We start from the raw sequence: 18,783 nt of genomic DNA on the forward strand, positions 1-18,783 counted from the left end.
TCACCCGTCCTGTTCGGCGGGATAGAGGTTGACGTCGTCCGGATCGACGGTGATCCCGACCCGCTCACCACCGACGGGGCCGCGGCCGGCCGGTACCTCCAGGCGCAGCAGCGGGGCGTCACCGCCGTCGACCCGCACGCCGGCACGGACGATGGTGCCCACGTACGTGGCGGTCTCCACCGTGCCCTGGCAGAAGCCGTCCGACGGGGCACCGGCGTGCAGCCGGCCCGGCTGCACGGCGACCTTGACCACGGCGCCGGTGGCGAGGTCGTGGCGGCGGGCGGTCAGCAGGCTCCCCGTCGTGTCGAGGCGAACCAGGGTGTGGGCGTCGGTGTGCCGCTCGACGCGGCCGTGCAGGAAGTTGGCCGCGCCGAGGAAGTCCGCCACGAAGGGCGTCTTCGGCCGTTCGAACAGTTCCCGGGGCGTGTCGAACTGCTCGATCAGGCCGTTGCGCATCACCGCGATGCGGTCCGAGAGGACCAGTGCTTCTTCCTGATCATGCGTCACGTAGATGACGGTCAGGCCGAGTTCCTGCTGGATGGCCTTGATCTCGACCTGGAGCTGATCGCGGAGCTTCTTGTCCAGCGCGCCCAGCGGCTCGTCCATGAGGATGACCGGCGGGCGGTAGACCAGCGCCCGGCACAGGGCGACGCGCTGCTGCTGGCCACCGGACAGTTCGCGCGGACGGCGGCCGCCGAAGCCGGACAGGCCGGCGATCTCCAGGGTTTCCCCCACTCGCCTGCGAATCTCGTGCTTCGGCACTCCGCGCAGCGTGAGGGGGAAGGCGACGTTCTCGCCGACCGTCATGTGCGGGAAGAGCAGGTACTGCTGGAAGACGAAACCGAGACCCCGCTTCTGCGGGGCGAGCCGCGTCACGTCGCGGCCCCCGACCGTGATGGTGCCGGAGTCCGGCTCGCAGAACCCGGCGATCATCATCAGGGTCGTGGTCTTGCCCGACCCCGAGGCGCCGAGGAAGGTGACGAACTCCCCGGCCGCGATCTCCATGGACGCCTCGTCGACAGCGACGACATCGCCGTACGTCTTGCGCAGGCCCACCACCGACAGGGCTTTGCCGGTCGTGGTGCCCGGCTTGCCACCGGCCGCCTTCACGGGCGGTGTGACCACATCGAATTCAGCCACGGGCCCACTCCAACCAGCGCTTGGTGATGGCGGATTCGTTCTTGATCCACCAGTTGATGTCCGCGTCGAAGCCCTTGTCGTAGTACTCCGGCGCACCGGCGAGCTTGGAGCGTTCCTCGTCGGTGAGCTTCGTGTAGGCCACCGGGGAAGCCGGGTTCGACGGGAAGGTCTTGGCCAGGGCGGCCTGGACCTCGGGGCGCAGCGAGTAGTCGAGGAGTTGGTAGGCGGCGTCCACGTGGGCCGCGTCCTTGGCGATGGCGAAGCCCTGGAACTGGCGGCGTGCGCCGTTGAGTTGCCGCTCGACCGGGACTCCCTGCTTCTGGAGATCGGCGAGTCGACCGTCCCAGACGGTGGACATCGTCACCTCCTGGCGGCTGAGAAGCACACCGGGGAGCGGGCCGCTGTCCCAGAACTTCTTGACGTCGGAACGGAGCCGGGTCAGCACGTCGAACGCGCGGTCCACGTCGAGCGGGTAGAGCTTGTCCATCGGGACACCGTCGGCCAGCAGCGCGAACTCCAGCTCGGGCAGGTCGGCGTCCGGGTTGCACATCGAGCGGCTGCCCTGGAACGCCTTGGTGTCCCAGAAGTCCGCCCACGACTCGGGCCCCCGGCCGCCGAAGGCGTCGGTGCGGTACGCCATACAGTTGGCGTAGAAGCTGCCGGCGACGGCATGGTCAGTGATCTGGCCCTCGGGGATCTTCGCGCTCTTGATGCTCTTGATCCGGTCGGTGTCCAGGGTCTCCAGGGCGTTCTGGGCCACGAACTTGGCGTGGTCCATCATCGAGTTGTTGATGAGGTCGAACTGGGGGCGGCCCTGCTTGATCTGGGCCAGCATCTGGGTGCCCTGGAGGTTGACCGCCTGGACGGTGATGCCGGTCTCCTGGGTGAACGGCGTGTAGACCGCCTTCTGCAGGGCCTCACCGTAGGCGCCGCCGCTGTCGCGGACGACGAGCGTCTTGGCGCTCTTGCCGCCGCTGCCGACGGAGCGGCTGCTGCCGGTGCCGCAGGCGGTGAGCGAGGTCGCGGCGATGCCTGCGGCGACGCCGCCGACTCCGCGAAGGAACACTCTGCGGTCTATCCGAACATCTTTCACCGGGGACTCCTGGAGGTGCTGTACGAGGGGAGAAAGGAGGGGATGTGCGCGGGGGGGTGCGGTCTCTCGTTCTTGCCGTGTGGGGGGTGCTTGAGGGGTGGGGTCTCAGTGGCCGGGATCCAGGGGCGCGGGTGCGGCGATGGCGGCCAGTTCGGCGCCGGGGGCGACGGTCAGGCCGCGCATGCCGTAGAAGATGCGTCCGGCGGCCGGGGCGTGGACCTTGTGCTCGGTGCCGTCGGCCGGGTCGATGACGCGGCCGAGGAGCTGGCCCTGCGTCACGTCGTCGCCTGCGCCGAACTCCGGGTACCACAGGCCGGTCGCCTCGGAGACGACGCCGGCGGCCCAGACCCAGGCGCGGACGGCCGTGTCGTCCTGGGGCTTGGTCTCCAGGACGCCGAGCCGGCCCAGTACCCCGTACAGACCGTCGACGAGACGACGGGCGGCGTCCGCGTCGCGTTCGCCGAGCTGGCCGGTCTCCACGAGGATCGCCGGGACGCCCTGACGGGCGGCTGCCGCGTGGCTGTTGCCGCCGTCGGCGTTCGTTCCGAAGATGACGTCCTCGATGCCGAGGGCGCCGGCCATGTCCGCGGTCTTCGCGTCCAGGTCGGGATCGCCGGTGAGGCGGTAGCCCACGAAGTTCTTCAGGACCTCGTCGATGCCGCCGGAGTGCAGGTCGACGTAGGCGTCGGCGCCGTCCACCAGGTGGGAGAACAGCCACGCCGCGAGACGCTCGGTGGGGCCGCCCTCGGGGTCGCCCGGGAAGACCCGGTTGATGTTCACGCCGTCGAGGGGGGAGATGCCGAGGCGTCCCTGGTAGACGGCCGGGGGGTTGGCGACGGGGCAGATGACGACCTGGCCGTGCACCTCGTCGGGCTCCAGCAGGGCGGCGAGCCGGGTGGCCGCGTCGATGCCGCTGAACTCGCCGCCGTGTACCCCGGCCGTGATGAGGACACGGGGGCCGGGGTGGGTGCCGTTGACGAGCGTGAGCGGGATGTCGGCGGTGAGCGTGCCGAGGTCGGCGGGCAGGGTGCCGCGGGTCTTGCCGCCGGGCTCGGCGCTGAGCGTGCCGACGAGGAGGGGGCCGTGGGTGGTCATCGTCGTTACGCTTCCGTCCGGTCGAGGGTCGAGATGAAGTCGATGGGCCGCCGCGAGGCGCCGTCGAGCGCGAGGTCCGCTGCGATGTCGCCGAAGGCGGGCGAGAGCTTGAAACCGTGGCCGGAGAACCCGGCGAGCAGGACGACGTCCTCGGCGCCGGGCAGCGGTCCGACCAGCGGACGACTGCTCTCGGTGTAGCCCTCCATGTAGACGGAGAGCCGGGTCGGGTCGGGGTTCAGGTCCGGCATGTACCGGCCGATGAGCTCCGTGAAGATCTCCAGCTCCTCCGGCTGCACGGTCCGGTCCAGCTGGTTCGGGTCGCCGGCCGGGCGGTGCAGCGCACGGGACAGGCCGAGCTTGACGGAGACGCCGTCCGGGGAGGGCAGGCCGTAGCAGTGGGTGGGCGCCGTACGGATGAACGCCGGGCGCTCCTGGCCGAACCATGCGTCTGTGGTGGGTGTGTACCAGGCGCTGATCAGTCGCCGGACGTCCACCTCCCACGGCAGGTCCGGGAGCAGGTCGTTCACCCACGGCCCCGGGCTGACCACGGCCGCGTCGAAGTGCTCGCTGCCGGCGTCGGTGCGCACGTCCACTCCGCTGCCGCTGGGCACGATCTCGCGGACCGTGGTGTAGCGGTGGATGCGGGCGCCCAGTTCCTCCGCACGGCGGGCGGCGGTCTGAATCGTCAGCTCGGGCCGGATGAACCCCGCGCGGCGGTCGAGTACGGCCGCGTCGCCGTCCTCGATGCGGAACTGCGGGAAGCGCTTGGCGAGCGCCTCTGCGTCGAGGACCTCGTGGTCCAGGCCGTGCTCGGCGATGGACTGAAGGACCGTGGCCATCTGCTGGTGCCCGGTCGGCCCCATCAGCAGACAGCCGGTCAGCCGGCGCAGTTCACGGCCGGTGTCCTGCTGGAGCTGCTCCCACAGGACGTCGGCGTGCTTGAGGAGCGGGACGTAGCGGGAGTCCTCGAAGTGCGCGCTGCGGAAGATCCGGGTCTCACCGCCGGCGGCACTGCGGTCGTGGCCCGGGGCGAAGCGGTCGTACCCGACGACCTCGGCGCCACGGGCAGCCAGGCGCCAGGCGGCCTGACTGCCCATCGTTCCGACGCCTACGACGGCGACGCGCTTCTTGGCAGACACAAGGGGTTCCTTTCGCCTCCCGGGGCGTGGATGCTGAACGCCCGGTTGCGGACTCTTTGATTCCGGAGGGATGCGGCATCAGGACGATGACCACGCCCGCCGGGAAGAAGGGGCTTCGCAATGCGCCCTCTCTAGCGCGTGCCACATTGTGGAACGGTGTGCTAGAATCTGGCATGAGAATGGCAGCCTCGTAGTGAGGAGTCAAGAGGGTGTCGGCCAGATGCTTTGAGGATTAACAGGGGGAAACCGGATGGAAATGAAGAGTGTGACCAGGTCGCTCCGCATCCTGGAAGCGGTCGCCCAGCATCAGCCCGTGACCGTGGGGGAACTGACCAAGCTGTTCGAACTGCCCAAGTCGACCGTGCAGCGCAGCCTGGTCACGCTGGCCGAGGCCGGCTGGCTGCGCGCCAACCGCAAGGACACCACCCGCTGGGAGATCGGCGCCCGGGTCCTGGCCGTACGCCCGGCCGCCCTCCAGGGATCCAGCCTCTACGCCGCCGCACGCGAACCCATGGTCCGCCTCCGCGACACGGTCAACGAGACCATCCACCTCTCCGTACCGGACGCGTTGCAGTGCGTGGTGGTGGTCGACCGCGTGGACTGCGACCAGGCGGTACGGACGTTCATCAACATCGGCGACACCTCGCCGCTGCACGCCACCGCCACCGGGCGAGCGATCCTCGCGCATCTGCCGAGGGCGGACGTCGAGGAACTCATCGGCCGTGGACTGGAGCGCTTCAGCGACTCCACGCCGACCGATTCCGCCGGACTGCGCGCGGAGCTGGACCATGTGCGGGCGGACGGTTACTCGGTGAATCTCAACCAGTACCGGCCGGACGTGTGCGGTGTGGCCGCAGCCATCCTGGACACGGACGGCACACCGCTCGCGGCGGTGGCGGTGTCGATGCCCGCTTCCCGGTACGAGCCGGACCGGCTGCCCACGTGGGGGCGCCTCGTCGCCGACACGGCGTCGGAGATTTCCGCCCGCCGCCGGGGCGCCTGAGAGGGGCCCGGGCCACCTGACCCCGGAGGCAGCGCAGACAGCCGCCGCCCCGCGCCCGGCCGGCGAAGGCCTGGGCGCGGGGCGGCCCTGCGCGATGCGCGAGACGGCGCGGCCAGGGCATGACCGCCGTCATCACAACGGCATCGCGAGCCAGGGGTACACGGCACCACGGAACTCGGCGAGCTAGGCCGACTTCTCACCCCGGCCCAGGCATCGCCCCATTCGCCAGCGTGCCACATAGTGGAATGCTATGCTGACATCTGGCATGAGAGTGGCAGCCGAGTCGGGAGGGCGTCAAGAGGGTGCCGTCCGAAGACTTCGAGAACCAACGGGGGAAATCCGGGTGGAAATGAAGAGCGTGACCAGGTCATTGCGCATGCTGGAGGCGGTCGCGCAGCATCAGCCGGTGACCGTGGGGGAACTGACCAAGCTGTTCGGGCTGCCCAAGTCGACCGTGCAGCGCACCCTGGTCTCCCTCGCCGAGGCCGGCTGGCTGCGCGCCAACCGCAAGGACACCACCCGCTGGGAGATCGGCGCCCGTGTCCTGGCCGTACGCCCCGCGGCCCTCCAGGGATCCAGCCTCTACGCCGCCGCACGCGAACCCATGGTCCGCCTCCGCGACACGGTCAACGAGACCATCCACCTCTGCGTAGCGGACGCGCCCGAGTGCACGGTCGTCGTCGACCGCGTCGACTGCGACCATGCCGTGCGGACCTTCCACGCCATCGGCGACACCTCACCGCTGCACGCCACCGCCACCGGACACGCCGTACTGGCGCACCTGCCGGAGGCGGACATCGACGCGATCGTCGCCCGCGGACTGGAGAGCTACAGCGACTCCACCCCCACCGACCCCGTGGAACTCCGCGCCGAACTGAGGCGCGTCCGCAAGGACGGCTACGCCGTCAACCGCAACCAGTACGTGCCCGGCGTGTGCGCGATCGCCGCGCCCGTCCTGGACGGCGACGGCAGCCCGCTGGCCGCCGTGGCCGTCTCCCTTCCCGACTCCCGGTTCTCCCCGGACCGGCTGCCCGAGCTGGGCCGGCTCGTCGCCGACACCGCGGCGGAGATCACCGCTCGCCGCCTGGGCTGACAGCGGCTCCCCACCCGGCGGCGGAGATGGCCCCCGCTCTGCGGGACTACCGCCGTCAGCTCACGGGCACCGCGAGGTACTGGTACTCCAGGAACTCCTCGATCCCGACCCGGCCGCCCTCGCGGCCCAGCCCCGACTGCTTCACGCCGCCGAAGGGCGCGGCCGGGTTGGAGACGAGGCCGGTGTTCAGGCCCACCATGCCGACCTCCAGCCGCTCGCTCACCCGCAGGGCACGGTCGAGACCCTCGGTGAAGACGTAACCGACCAGGCCCCAGGGGGTGTCGTTGGCCCGGCGGATCACCTCGTCCTCGTCGTCGAAGGCGAGGATCGCCGCCACCGGGCCGAAGATCTCCGTGCCCATCAGACGGCTGCCGGGGTCGACGTCGGCGAGCACGGTCGGCGGGTAGAAGCAGCCCGGGCCCTCGGGCGCACGGCCGCCGACGAGCACCTGCGCGCCGCGCTCCACCGCGTCGGCGACCAGGGCCTCGACCTTGGCACGCCCCGTCCTGTCGATCAGCGGGCCGACATCGACACCGTCCCGGGTGCCGGGGCCCACGACGAGCGCGCCCATGCGCTCGGACAGACGCCGGCCGAACTCCGCCGCCACCGACCGGTGCACGAAGAAGCGGTTGGCGGCGGTGCACGCCTCGCCCATGTTGCGCATCTTGGCGAGCATGGCGCCGTCCACGGCCTTGTCCAGGTCGGCGTCCTCGAAGACGATGAACGGCGCGTTGCCGCCCAGCTCCATCGACGTGCGGACCACCGCCTGCGCGCTCTGGGCCAGCAGCAGCTGCCCGACGGCCGTGGAACCGGTGAAGGAGAGCTTGCGAATCCGCCCGCCGCGCAGGAGCGGTTCGCACACCTCCCCCGCACGGGAGGTGGTGACGACGTTCAGCACGCCGTCCGGCAGCCCGGCCTCCTTGAGGATCTCGGCGAGGGCCAGGCTGGACAGCGGGGTCTGCGGGGCGGGCTTGAGGATCATCGTGCAGCCGGCGGCGATCGCCGGGCCGATCTTGCGGGTGCCCATGGCGAGGGGGAAGTTCCACGGGGTGATCAGCAGACAGGGGCCGACCGGGCGGCGGGAGAGCAGCATGCGGTTGCGGCCGTCGGGCAGGATGCCGGCGCCGCCGTCGATGCGGACGGCCTCCTCGGAGAACCAGCGGAAGAACTCGGCCGCGTAGGCGACCTCTCCCCTGGCTTCGGCGAGCGGTTTGCCCATCTCGGCCGTCATCAGGTGGGCGAGCTCGTCGGTGCGGTCGAGGATGATCTCGTAGGCCCGGCGCAGGATCTCGCTGCGCGCCCGCGGTGCCGTGCGGGCCCACCCCTCCTGCGCCTGGACGGCCGCGTCCTCCGCCAGCCGGGCGTCCTTGGCGCCCGCGTCGGCGACGTGCGCGATGATCTCGCCGGTCGCGGGGTCGTCCACGGGCATGGTGGCGCCGTCCGCGGCGTCCGCCCAGGCTCCGCCGATGAACAACTGCGTGGGGGTGTCGGTCATGAGCTCTCTCCTGGTTGGTCGGGGCGGTCGGCGGCGGGGTCGAGCAGTTCCGCCAGGTGCAGGGCCCGCACGCCCTGGTCTCCGGCGAGGTGGTCGATCTGGGTGGCGCAGCTGAAGCCGTCGGCCACGACGACGGTCGGGGTCTCGTGGTCGATGCCGTCGAGACGGGGCTTCAGGGCGAGGCCGGCGACCGCCATCGAGGTGTCGTAGTGCTGCTCCTCGAAACCGAAGTTGCCGGCGAGCCCGCAGCAGCCCTCGGCCTCGTCGACGTTGCGTACGCCGAGGCGGGTGAGCAGGTCGCGGGGGTGGCGGCTCTTGAAGGTCGCGTACTCGTGGCAGTGGGTCTGAAGGACGACGTCGTCCGGCAGCGCGGGCGGGCGCCAGTCCGGTGCGGCGAGGTCGGTCAGGGCTCCGGTGAGGGTGTGGACGCGGGCCGCGACGCGCCGGGCTGCCTCGGTGTCGAGGAGTTCGGGCACATCACGCTTGAGGGCCGCGGCGCAGCTGGGTTCGGCCACGACGATGGGCCGGTCGTCGCCGTTGTCCAGGCGGGCGACGGTGCGGGCCATGATGCGGCGCGCCAGGGACAGTTGTCCGGTGCTCACCCAGGTCAGGCCGCAGCACAGGTCGTCCTCCGTCGTGCAGGCAAGGCCGGCGTCGGCGAGTACGCGGCCGGCCGCCCCGGCCACCTCGGGGCGGAAGGCGCGGGTGAAGCTGTCCACGAACAGGAGGGTCTTCGCCGGTTCGCCGGTCTTCACCCCGCGCAGGGTGCGGCGCAGTGCGCGCCGGGAGGCGAAGGCGGGGATCCGGCGTTCGGTGGTCACGCCGCCGAGACGGGCGAGCAGCTTCCCGAGGGGGCCGCGCAGCAGCGCGTTCACCGGCCGGGCCATGTGGCCGACGAGCCTGGACGTCAGGGGCAGCCAGCCCAGCGAGTAGTGGGACCGTGGTCTGATGCGGCCCTTGTAGTGCTGGTGCAGGAATTCCGCCTTGTAGGTGGCCATGTCGACGCCGACCGGACAGTCGCTGGAGCAGGCCTTGCAGGACAGGCACAGGTCGAGGGCGTCATGGACCTCCTCCGAGCGCCAGCCGTCCTGGACGGTTCCGCCGCGCACCATCTCCTGGAGCAGCCGGGCCCGGCCCCGGGTGGAGTCGTTCTCCTCCCCGGTGGCCCGGTAGCTCGGGCACATCACGCCGCCGGAGTCGCTGCGGCAGCGGCCGACCCCGACGCAGCGGCGCACCGCTCCCGCGAAGCCGTCCTCGTCGTGCGGGAAGGAGAACAGCGTCTCGACGGGGAGCACCTCGGAGGGTGTGTGCAGGGCCAGGTCGGCGTCGAGGCGGGCCGGGGCCACGATGACGCCGGGGTTGAGCAGCCCCTCGGGGTCGAAGATCTCCTTGAAGGCGGCGAACGTCCGGATCATCGTGTGGCTGTACATGACCTCCAGCAACTCGCCCCGGGCCCGCCCGTCGCCGTGTTCGCCGGACAGGCTTCCGCCGTGCTCGACGACCAGGGCGGCGGCCTCCGAAAGGAACCGGCGGGTGGCGGCCCGTCCCGTGTCCGTGGCGAGGTCGAAGTCGATGCGCACATGGACGCAGCCGGCGCCGAAGTGGCCGTACAGCACGCCGGTCAGGCCGTGCGAGGCCAGCAGCTTGCGGAAGTCGCGCAGGTACGCGGCCAGGTTCTCGGGCGCTACGGCCGCGTCCTCCCAGCCGGGCCAGGACTCCCCGCCGTCGACGAGCCGGGCGGCGAGCCCCGCGCCGTCCTCCCGCACCCGCCACAGCGAACGCCGCTCGGCCGGGCTGTCCACGACCCGCCCGCCGGTCAGCCGCCCGTGGGCCTTGAGTACGTCCAGCAGATCGGCGGCGCGGGCGTCGACGGCCGCCTGGTCGTCGCCGTCGAGCTCGACGTACAGCCAGGCCCGTCCCTCGGGGAGGCCGGTGACGGAGTCGGGGCCGCGCCGGGCACGCATGGTGGCGACGATCGCCTCGTCCATGCCCTCCACGGCGGTGGGGTTCCAACGCAGGATCTCGGGGACGTCCTCGGCGGCGTCGACCACGTCGTCGTAGCCGAGCGTCAGCAGGGTGGAGGCCTGTGCGGTCGCCACCAGGCGGACCGTCGCCGCGGTGACGACCGCACAGGAGCCCTCGGTGCCCACCAGTGCGCGGGCCATGTCGAAGCCGTGCTCGGGCAGCAGGCGGTGCAGTTGGTAGCCGGAGACCTGGCGCGGAATCCGGCCGAGTTCGGTGCGGATCGGCGCCAGGTTGTCGCCGATCAGAGCCCGCACGTCCGCTTCGAGACGGGCGACGCGCTCCGCGTCGGCGGCGTCCACCGGGTGCAGCCCCGTGCGGTCGGCGACGGCCCGCACACCGTCGGCCGTCACGATCTCCAGCGCCTCGATGTGCCCGCTGGTGCGCCCGTGCCGCACGGACCGGTTGCCGCACGCGTCGTTGCCGATCATGCCGCCGAGGGTGCAGCGGCTGTGCGAGGAGGGGTCGGGGCCGAAGGTGAGCCCGTGCAGGGCGGTCGCGCTCTGGAGGGCATCGAGGACGACGCCGGCCTCGACCCGTGCGGTGCGGGCCACCGGGTCGATGTCGAGGATCCGGTTCATGTACCGGGAGAAGTCCAGGACGACGCCGGGTCCGACGGCGTTGCCCGCCATGCTCGTGCCGCCACCGCGCGCGGTGATCGGAACGTGTGCCTCGCGGCAGGCCCGCAGCACCGCGACGACGTCGTCGGCGCTGCGGGGGAAGACCACGGCCCTCGGGGGGACCCGGTAGTTGGAGGCGTCGTAGGCGTAGAGACCCGTGGAGCCGGGTCCGGTCTCCACCCGCAGGCCGGGAGCGGTCTCGGTGAGCCGCGCGACCAGCGGCTCCAGGGCCGTGGCGGTGTCGGTCATCGCCGCGTCGCTCCCGCTGTGCCGGCCTCGACGGCGGTCGTCCACGCCTGGAGGCCCTCGTCCACGGCCGTCTCGTCGATCACGAGCGCGGGAATCATCCGTACGACCTGGTTCCAGGCGCCGCACAGCAGCAGGAGCAGGCCCTCGTCGACGGCGGCGCGCTGCACGCGGGCCGCGGTCTCGGGGTCGGGGCCGCCGTCCTCGGTGACGAACTCGGTGGCCAGCATCAGTCCGAGGCCGCGCACGTCGCCGATGCCCGGTGTCCGGTCGGCCACCGCCTCCAGGCCCTGGCGCAGCCGGGCGCCCATCGCCTCGGCGTTCTCGACGAGCTTCTCGTCGCGTACGACGTCGAGGGTGGCGCAGGCCGCGGCGCAGGCGACGGCGTTGGCGCCGTACGTGCCGCCCTGCGAGCCCGGCCAGGCCTTGGCCATGAGTGCCTCGGAGGCGGCGATGCCGGAGAGGGGGAAGCCGCTGGCCAGGCCCTTGGCGGTGACGAGGATGTCGGGCGTGACGCCGAAGTGGTCGTGGCCCCAGAAGCGGCCGGTGCGGCCGACGCCGGTCTGCACCTCGTCCAGGATGAACAGGAAGCCGTAGCGGTCCGCGCGCTCCCGCAGCCCCTCCATGAAGGCCCGGTTGGCGGGCACGTAGCCGCCCTCGCCGAGCACCGGCTCGACGATGATCGCGGCCGTGTCGGCGGGCGAGGAGATGGTCTGGAGCGTGTAGTCCAGCTCCTTCAGGGCGAAGCGGGTCGCGGTCTCCTCGTCCCAGCCGTAGCGGTAGGCCGAGGGGAACGGCGTGACGACGACTCCGCTCATCAGCGGGGAGAAGCCGGAGCGGAAGCGGGTGCCGGAGGTGGTCATGGCGGCGGCGGCGACCGTACGGCCGTGGAAGCCGCCGTGGCACACGATGACGTTCGGCCGGCCGGTGGCCTGGCGGGCCAGCCGCAGTGCCGCCTCGACGGCCTCGCTGCCGGAGTTGGTGAAGAACAGGCTGTCCAGGCCGGCCGGCAGCACCTCGCCGAGCTTCTCGACCAGCTGCCGCAGCGGCTGGTGCATCACGGTCGTGTACTGGCCGTGGATCAGCGTGCCCACCTGCTCCTGTGCCGCGGCCACGACCTTGGGGTGACAGTGCCCCGTGCTGGTGACACCGATGCCGGCGGTGAAGTCGAGGTAGCGGCGGCCGTCCTGGTCGAAGAGGTGGACGCCCTCGCCCCGGGCCGCGACCACAGGGGTGGCCTGGCGAAGGTGCGGCGACAGTGCGGTCATGTTCGTCTCCCGGCCTCGGTGTCGGTCTGCTGCGGTCTACCGAGCATCTCCGCGGACCGGGGCTACGCCAAGGTGCGATCTGTCCAGCCGGGCCGCGACATCCGGACGATGTGTCAGCCTGATCGGGGACATGCCGGGCGCCGACCGCTCGGGGACCGCGCTTGCGCAGGTCAGCGAGGCTTGTCACAGTGGCCGGGCACTCCCGGGCATGTGCCGTGCTCGATCAGGGGATCCCATGGAGACACCGTGAACGACGACCACCCGCCCGGCCATGGGCCCACCCGAGCGCTCACCGTCGCCGACGTCCTGGCGCTTCCCGTCCTGGCCACCGGACAGCCCCAGGTCGTCACCGGTGTGCCGCATCTGGACCGGCCGGTCCGGTGGGTCCACATCACCGAGCTGACCGACCCCGCGTCCTTCCTCAAGGGCGGCGAACTCGTCCTGACCACCGGAATGCCGCTCCCGGACGACGTGACGGGCGTGCGCCGGTACGTCGACGAACTCGCCGACGTCGGGGCCGCGGCGCTCGTCATCGAGCTCGTCCGCCGCTACCACCGCCCGCCGGACGCCCTTGTGGACGCCTGCCGCCTGCGCGACCTGCCCCTCGTCACCCTCGCCAAGGACGTCAACTTCCTGGAGGTCACCCAGGTCGTGCACGCCCTCCTGCTCGGCAACCAGGCGGACGCGATGCGGCGCACCCAGCGCATCCACGAGGCGTTCACCGCCCTGACCCTGCGCGGCGCCGGCCCGGAGGACGTGGTGCGCGCGGCGGCGGAGATGTGCGGCCGCACGGTCGTCCTGGAGAACCTGGTGCACCAGGCACTGATCTGCGAACCCTCCGGGAGCACGGTGGAGGAGGCGCTCACCGACTGGGAGGAGCGCTCCAGGGCCACCGGGACCGACGACCGGGCGGCGCGCGGCGCGGCGGACTGGCTGACCGCGCCTGTCGAGTATCAGGGCGAGCGCTGGGGCCGTGTGGTCATGCTCCCGGCCCGCTCCGACGGTCCGGCCTTCGGGCTGGAGGACATCACGGTGCTGGAGAGGACCGCGATGGCCCTGACCGTCGCCCGCCTCATCCATCCCACTCCCTGGGAACGCACCGCGCACCGGAACGCCCTGCGCGACCTGGTCGAACAGCGCCACCGTTCCGCCGAGGACGCCCGCGCCCGCTGCGCCGCACTGGGCCTGCCCGCCGACGGCAGCCGGTTCCTCGCGGCCCTGGTCGAACTCCGCGCCGGCGGAGCGGGAACCGAGCCCGAGGCCCGTCTGTTCCAGGAGCTGCGGGCGGCGGGCGTCCCGGCCCTGGTCGGCGAGCTGGCCCCCGACCGCCTGGGCGTCCTGCTGGCGCTGCGTCCCTCCCAGCCCTGGCGCCCCGTCGTCGAGCGGCTGTGCGGCCTCGCGCTGGGCCTGGCCCCGCGGGCGGTCGTGACGGTCGGTTCCGAGGTCGCGGATCTCTCCGACACCGCCCGTTCCTTCCGCGAGGCGGCCCGCGTCGCCGAGGCCACTCCGCCCGGCCAGCCCCTCCCCGCGGACCGGTCCTTCCACGAGCTGTCCGACATCGGCCTGCACCGCCTGCTGTACGCGCTGCGCGAGGACACCCGGATCCAGGAGTACACCGAGCAACAGCTCGGGCGGCTCATCGATCACGACGCCCAGCACGGCACCGACCTGCTGACGACCCTGCGCCACTACCTCGACGCGGCCGGCAACAAGACCACCGCCGCACGCCGGGGCGGCCTCTCCCGCGAGACCATGTACCAACGTCTGCGCACCGTCGAGCGTCTCCTCGACCGCGACCTGGAGTCCGGCGAACAGCGCACCGAACTGCACGTGGCGCTCACGGCACTTGACGCCGTTCGAGCCCACTGACGTGGAACGTCCCCTGCCCGCGTCGTAGCGGAGGGCAGGGCCGCACAGGGGATGCCTTCCGGCCACCCTCTCCGCGCCATCGGCCAACTTACCGATCACCACAGGTGAGTTCGGCGGGATAGGTTCGCCGCGTGTCCTCCTCTCCGCTCGCCCTCACCCTCGCCAATCTGCTGGTGCGCCCGGCCTTCGGTTCCCGGCACGACCCCGGCCGGGTCTTCGACAGGATCGCCGCGAAGGCCGGACAGGCGCCCGGGGACCGGCAGTTCGTCGAGGACTTCCGGTCGCTGCTGGGCTGGTGGGCGAAGGCCGACCGGCTCACCCCGGTCGGCTGGCTGTCGGCGCAGGCGCATGTGCGCCGGCATCTGACCAACCGGGCCCGTGTCCGGCGGCTGATCGCCGAGCACCCGGAGATCGCGCGGGAGCCGATCGAGAAGCCGGTGTTCGTCGTGGGCCTGCCGCGCACCGCGACCACCGTCACCCACGCCGTGCTCGCGCTGTCGGAGGAGCACCGCAGCCCCCTGCTGTGGGAACTGCTGGCGCCCGACCTCCGGTTGCCGCCCCGGCAGCGACGTAAGGCGATCGCGGCCGGGCGTCGCATGGTCCAGGGCACCGATCTCTTCGCGCCGCGCTTCCGTGACATCCACGCGATGGTGGCCGAGGGCCCGGAGGAGTGTACGTTCGCGCTCCCCCATGCCCTGATGCCGTTCTCCCAGGCCCGCATCCCCGAGTACCGGGACTGGCACTGCGAGCGGGACTTCGTGCCCGACTACCAGTACCTCAAGCAGGTCTACCAGGTCCTCCAGTACGGCCGCCCGCGCCGCCGCTGGATGCTGAAGTCCCCCATGCACCTGGAGAACCTGGACGCCCTGCGCACGGTGTTCCCCGACGCCACGATCGTGTGGTGCCACCGCGACCCGGTCACGGTCGTGGCCTCCTTCTGCAGCCTGATCGAGCACGGCATGGCGGTCAGTGCCCGCCCTGTCGACCTGCCCGGCATCGGCGCCGTCTGGCTGGACCTGCTGAGCCGCGCCATGACCCGCGGCCTGGCGGCCCGGGCCGCCATCCCCCCGGAGCAACTCGTGGACGTGCCGTACTCCTGGCTCGGCTCCGATCCCACCGCCGGCGCCCCGAAGCTCTACGCCGCTGTCGGCGCTCCCTGGACGCAGGCGGACGCGGCCCGGCTCCCCGCGGCCGTCGCCCGTCCCAAGGGCACCCGCCGCCACACCTACGACCTGGCCCGCTACGGCCTGACCCCGGCCGACGTCGAGGCCGCGTTCACGGACTACGTCGCGCTGCGGGCGGAGGTGGACCGCGCCGTGACGCCGACCTAGGCGCCAGAAGGCGCGGCCGGTGTCCCCGTGGGCTGCGCGGGGATCCGGCGGGAATGTCCTCCAGCAGGTCCCGCATCGCCATGTGGAAGATCTCGGCCTGGTGTTCGCCGACGAAGGAGGTGTGCCCGAAGGCTTCCAGGACGACCAGGCCGTGCATGTGCCCCCATGCGCCGAGGAGGAGGGCGGTCGCGGGCGGCGGCAGGGTTTCCCGGCCGTGCGGAAACAGGAGGTGCAGATGCGCCCGGAGAGCCGGTGAGAGCGCCCGGGTGTCGGCCGCGGCCAGTTGTGCCGTGGTGAATCCGGCGAACATCTCGCGCTGGAAGATCTCGCCGATCCGGCGCATCGCCTGCGTGGTCGGGCCCTCGGCGGGCGCCTCGTAACGGCGCAGGGGCGCTCCGTACAGCAGTTGGAACCGCTCGACGTGGGTGATGGCCCATCGGCGATAGCTCTTGGCGGCGGCCATGAACGGCAGCTCGGCCGGTTCGTCCGCCGCTGTGTCGACAGCTGCCGTCACGGCGTCGGCCAGATCCTCGTACGCCTTGGCGACAAGAGCCGTGACGAGGGCGTCCCGGTTCGGGAAGTAGTGGTAGAGCCCCTGCACGGTCATGCCGAGGCTGCGGGCGACCGCTCTCAGGGACAGGGCGTGCGGCCCGTGCTCGGCGATGTAGCTCTCGGCGGCGTCCACTATTTCCCGGGTGGCGGCGGCCCGACGTCGCTGGCGCAGGGTTGGCGGGGCCGTCGCGTAAGCGTCTGCGGACATGCGGCGATCCTACGTCGGCCGATCCGACGGATCGTCAGAAACCTTTTGCCTGACTGAAACACCTAACAGTGTCAGGTAAATCTCCTCCTGCTAAAAAGCCCGCCGTCTCACTAGCGTCGTTCTCGTCGCCGAAGAGCGCGGCATCGCGCCCCCTCTGACGGGGCGAAGGAGTTCTGCGACGCGTCGAGCCGGCTTCCGCCCGGTCGACACCTCTCGTCTTTCACACGAAGAACCTCGAAGGAGATCACCCGTGTTCGAACGCATGGCCGAATTGGCGATCCGCCGATCCCGGCTGGTCCTCATCGTCGCCGTCCTGGCCGTGGCCCTCATGGGCGTGGTCGGCGCGGGGGCCTTCGGCAAACTGAAGGGCGGCGGCTTCGACGACCCCGCCTCCCCGTCGACCCGAGCAGCGGAGGTCATCGGCGACAAGTTCGGCGGCGAGACCAACCTCGTCCTGCTGGTCCGCTCCCCCGAAGGCCGCATCGACACGCCCGCCTCCGCGGAGACCGGCCGGGACCTGGTGGCCGACCTCAAGAAGGACGAGCGGCTCGGCAACATCGTCTCGTACTGGGAGACCGACAATCCCGACCTGCGCTCCAAGGACGGCCGCGAGGCCATGGTGCTCGCCCACGTCAGAGGCGACACCACGGAGCAGCGGAAGAACTCCATCGAGATCCTCGACACCTACAGCGGCACCTACAAGGACGCCCTCACCGTCCGGGCCGGAGGCGGCGCCGCCGTGGGCGCCGACGTGTCGAACCAGGTGTTCGAGGATCTGATCCTCGCCGAGGCGATCGCCATACCGCTGACCCTGATACTGCTCATGATCGTCTTCGGCAGTGTGGTCGCGGCCCTGCTGCCGCTGGTCATCGCGATCATCGCCATCATCGGCTCCTTCGCGCAGCTCTTCCTGTTCGGCAGCATCACCGATGTCGCCGACACCGCGACCAACCTCACCACCGCTCTGGGACTCGGACTGGGCATCGACTACGCCCTTCTGATGGTCAGCCGCTTCCGGGAACAGCTCACGGCCGGGGCGAGCGTGGACGACGCCGTCCGGCGCACGGTGCACACCGCGGGCCGCACCGTCGCCTTCTCCGCCGCGACGGTCGCGGCGGCCCTGGCGGCGCTTCTGGTGTTCCCGCACTACTTCCTGCGCTCGATGGGCTTCACCGGAGTCGGCGTCGTCGTCATCGCCGCCCTCAGCACCCTGTTCGTCATGCCGGCCCTGCTGAAGGTCCTGGGGCACCGGGTCAACAGCGGGCGGCTGCCATGGGCGAAGCCGCAGCGCTCCGACGCCGGGACACCTCTGTGGGGACGCCTGGCGCGCACCGTCATGCGGCGGCCCGTGTTCACGGCGCTGCCCGTCCTCGCCGTGCTGCTGTTCGCGGCGAGCCCGCTGCTCAACATCTCCTTCGGCACGCCGGACGAACGCGTGCTCCCCAAGGACGCCGAGAGCCGCCAGGTCTCGCAGGTCCTGCGGCAGAATTTCGGCGGCAGTGAGGACTCGGCCCTCCACATCGTCATCGGCCAGTCCGTCGCCGAGGCTCCACTGGCGTCGTACGCGGGCCAACTGGCCGCACTCCAGGGCGTCGAACGTGTCGAGACCAGCACAGGCACCTACACGGCGGGACAGTCCACGGCGACCGGCCCGGCCAACCCCGCTCTCGGCCGGCCCGACGCCCAGCGGATCAGCGTAATGAGCGGCCTGACACCGAAGTCGGAAGCGGCCGAGAGCCTGGTCAAGCGGGTGCGCTCGGTCACCCCGCCCCCCGGGTCCCACCCCCTGGTCGGCGGAAATGACGCCGTACTCGTCGACGCCAAGGAATCCATCGCCGCCAAACTCCCCCTGGCCGGCGCCCTGATCGTCCTCACCACCTTCCTGCTGCTCTTCCTGTTCACCGGCAGCGTCGTGCAGCCGTTGCGCGCGCTGGTCCTCAACCTGATCAGCCTGGGAGCCACCCTCGGCGTCATGACCTGGATCTTCGACGACGGCAACCTCTCCTCCCTCCTCGGCTTCACCGCGCAGCCGATGGAGATGACCATGACCGTGCTGATGTTCTGCATCGCCTTCGGCCTCTCCATGGACTACGAGGTCTTCGTCACCAGCCGGATCAAGGAACTCCACGACCAGGGAGCCGACAACGAGACCGCCGTGGTCGACGGCCTCGGCCACACCGGACGCATCGTCAGCGCGGCCGCCGTCCTGCTCGCGGTGAGCTTCTTCGCCTTCGGCACCGCCAAGCTCAGCTTCATGCAGATGTTCGGCCTCGGCAGCGGACTGGCCATCCTCATCGACGCCATCGCCGTACGCGGCGTCCTCGTCCCCGCCGCGATGCGTCTGCTCGGCCGCTCCGCCTGGTACGCGCCCGGCTTCCTGCGCACGTTCCACGGACGCTACGGCCTCAGCGAAGGCGGCCCCGAGCCGACGCCCGCACCCGGCCCCGCAGCGGCGACTCCGGCACACCCGGAGAACTCCACCAGAGTCTGACCGGCGGGGGCCTGTAGTGCCCAGGCACCAGCACGCGTGAGTGGCTGGTCCGGATGCATCAGGGAAGGACGGCGGCGGAGGACGATGCCCGGCAGGGGCGCCGGAGGGAAGTGTGGGA

At 71.5% G+C, this 18,783-nt stretch carries 13 protein-coding genes; 5 read left to right on the forward strand and 8 right to left on the reverse strand.

The window, feature by feature from the left end; translation table 11 throughout:
• The 4 genes from SLINC_RS04775 to solA all read right to left on the reverse strand — a co-directional run bounded on the left by SLINC_RS04775 (position 1) and on the right by solA (position 4,467).
• Complete coding sequence (locus SLINC_RS04775; RefSeq protein WP_067427213.1) at positions 1-1,140, reverse strand: ABC transporter ATP-binding protein; 1,140 nt, start codon at positions 1,138-1,140, stop codon at positions 1-3.
• Positions 1,133-2,233, reverse strand: coding sequence for an ABC transporter substrate-binding protein (locus SLINC_RS04780; protein ID WP_067427216.1), 1,101 nt, complete (start codon positions 2,231-2,233; stop codon positions 1,133-1,135). Before SLINC_RS04780 ends, SLINC_RS04775 begins: the two co-directional genes overlap by 8 nt.
• 105 nt (positions 2,234-2,338) lie before the next feature.
• Entirely contained in the window at positions 2,339-3,328 is a 990-nt protein-coding gene (locus SLINC_RS04785; protein WP_067427219.1) for a succinylglutamate desuccinylase/aspartoacylase family protein, read from the reverse strand.
• 5 nt (positions 3,329-3,333) lie between these two features.
• Positions 3,334-4,467, reverse strand: a complete 1,134-nt coding sequence (gene solA / locus SLINC_RS04790) for an N-methyl-L-tryptophan oxidase (protein WP_079164409.1) — start codon at positions 4,465-4,467, stop codon at positions 3,334-3,336.
• Between the two features lie 256 nt (positions 4,468-4,723).
• Here solA and SLINC_RS04795 point away from each other — a divergent pair, with 256 nt between their 5' ends.
• Both SLINC_RS04795 and SLINC_RS04800 read left to right on the forward strand, forming a co-directional pair.
• Positions 4,724-5,470, forward strand: coding sequence for an IclR family transcriptional regulator (locus tag SLINC_RS04795; RefSeq protein WP_067427222.1), 747 nt, complete (start codon positions 4,724-4,726; stop codon positions 5,468-5,470).
• Positions 5,471-5,819: 349 nt separating this feature from the next.
• The gene (locus tag SLINC_RS04800; protein WP_067427225.1) at positions 5,820-6,563 is read left to right on the forward strand and encodes an IclR family transcriptional regulator; all 744 of its coding nucleotides are present in this window, start codon (positions 5,820-5,822) and stop codon (positions 6,561-6,563) included.
• Positions 6,564-6,618: 55 nt separating this feature from the next.
• On the opposite strand, the gene SLINC_RS04805 is transcribed toward SLINC_RS04800, so the two are convergent.
• From SLINC_RS04805 to SLINC_RS04815, 3 genes are read right to left on the reverse strand one after another with little or no spacing between them, the layout of a single operon-like run.
• A complete protein-coding gene (locus tag SLINC_RS04805; RefSeq protein WP_067427228.1) occupies positions 6,619-8,058 on the reverse strand; it encodes an NAD-dependent succinate-semialdehyde dehydrogenase in 1,440 nt (479 codons plus the stop codon).
• Positions 8,055-10,949 (reverse strand): FAD-binding and (Fe-S)-binding domain-containing protein, encoded by a 2,895-nt coding sequence (locus tag SLINC_RS04810; RefSeq protein ID WP_067444997.1) that lies wholly within the window; start codon positions 10,947-10,949, stop codon positions 8,055-8,057. The genes SLINC_RS04805 and SLINC_RS04810 overlap by 4 nt, the downstream gene beginning before the upstream one ends.
• Positions 10,946-12,214: an aspartate aminotransferase family protein gene (locus tag SLINC_RS04815; protein ID WP_067427231.1), complete on the reverse strand. Its 1,269-nt coding sequence runs from the start codon at positions 12,212-12,214 to the stop codon at positions 10,946-10,948. Before SLINC_RS04815 ends, SLINC_RS04810 begins: the two co-directional genes overlap by 4 nt.
• Before the next feature lie 246 nt (positions 12,215-12,460).
• Between SLINC_RS04815 and SLINC_RS04820 the strand changes: the two genes are divergently transcribed.
• Both SLINC_RS04820 and SLINC_RS04825 read left to right on the forward strand, forming a co-directional pair.
• Positions 12,461-14,083, forward strand: a complete 1,623-nt coding sequence (locus SLINC_RS04820) for a PucR family transcriptional regulator (protein WP_067427234.1) — start codon at positions 12,461-12,463, stop codon at positions 14,081-14,083.
• 131 nt (positions 14,084-14,214) lie between these two features.
• The gene (locus SLINC_RS04825; protein ID WP_067427237.1) at positions 14,215-15,414 is read left to right on the forward strand and encodes a sulfotransferase family protein; all 1,200 of its coding nucleotides are present in this window, start codon (positions 14,215-14,217) and stop codon (positions 15,412-15,414) included.
• Here SLINC_RS04825 and SLINC_RS04830 read toward each other — a convergent pair.
• On the reverse strand, positions 15,359-16,174 hold the full coding sequence (locus SLINC_RS04830) for a TetR/AcrR family transcriptional regulator (RefSeq protein WP_079164410.1): 816 nt from the start codon (positions 16,172-16,174) through the stop codon (positions 15,359-15,361). The two genes, SLINC_RS04825 and SLINC_RS04830, sit on opposite strands and share 56 nt — an antisense overlap.
• A gap of 250 nt (positions 16,175-16,424) precedes the next feature.
• Here SLINC_RS04830 and SLINC_RS04835 point away from each other — a divergent pair, with 250 nt between their 5' ends.
• Positions 16,425-18,665, forward strand: coding sequence for an MMPL family transporter (locus tag SLINC_RS04835; RefSeq protein WP_067427240.1), 2,241 nt, complete (start codon positions 16,425-16,427; stop codon positions 18,663-18,665).
• The last annotated feature ends 118 nt before the right edge of the window (positions 18,666-18,783 follow it).

It is taken from the genome of Streptomyces lincolnensis, assembly GCF_001685355.1.
Taxonomy (GTDB): domain Bacteria; phylum Actinomycetota; class Actinomycetes; order Streptomycetales; family Streptomycetaceae; genus Streptomyces; species Streptomyces lincolnensis.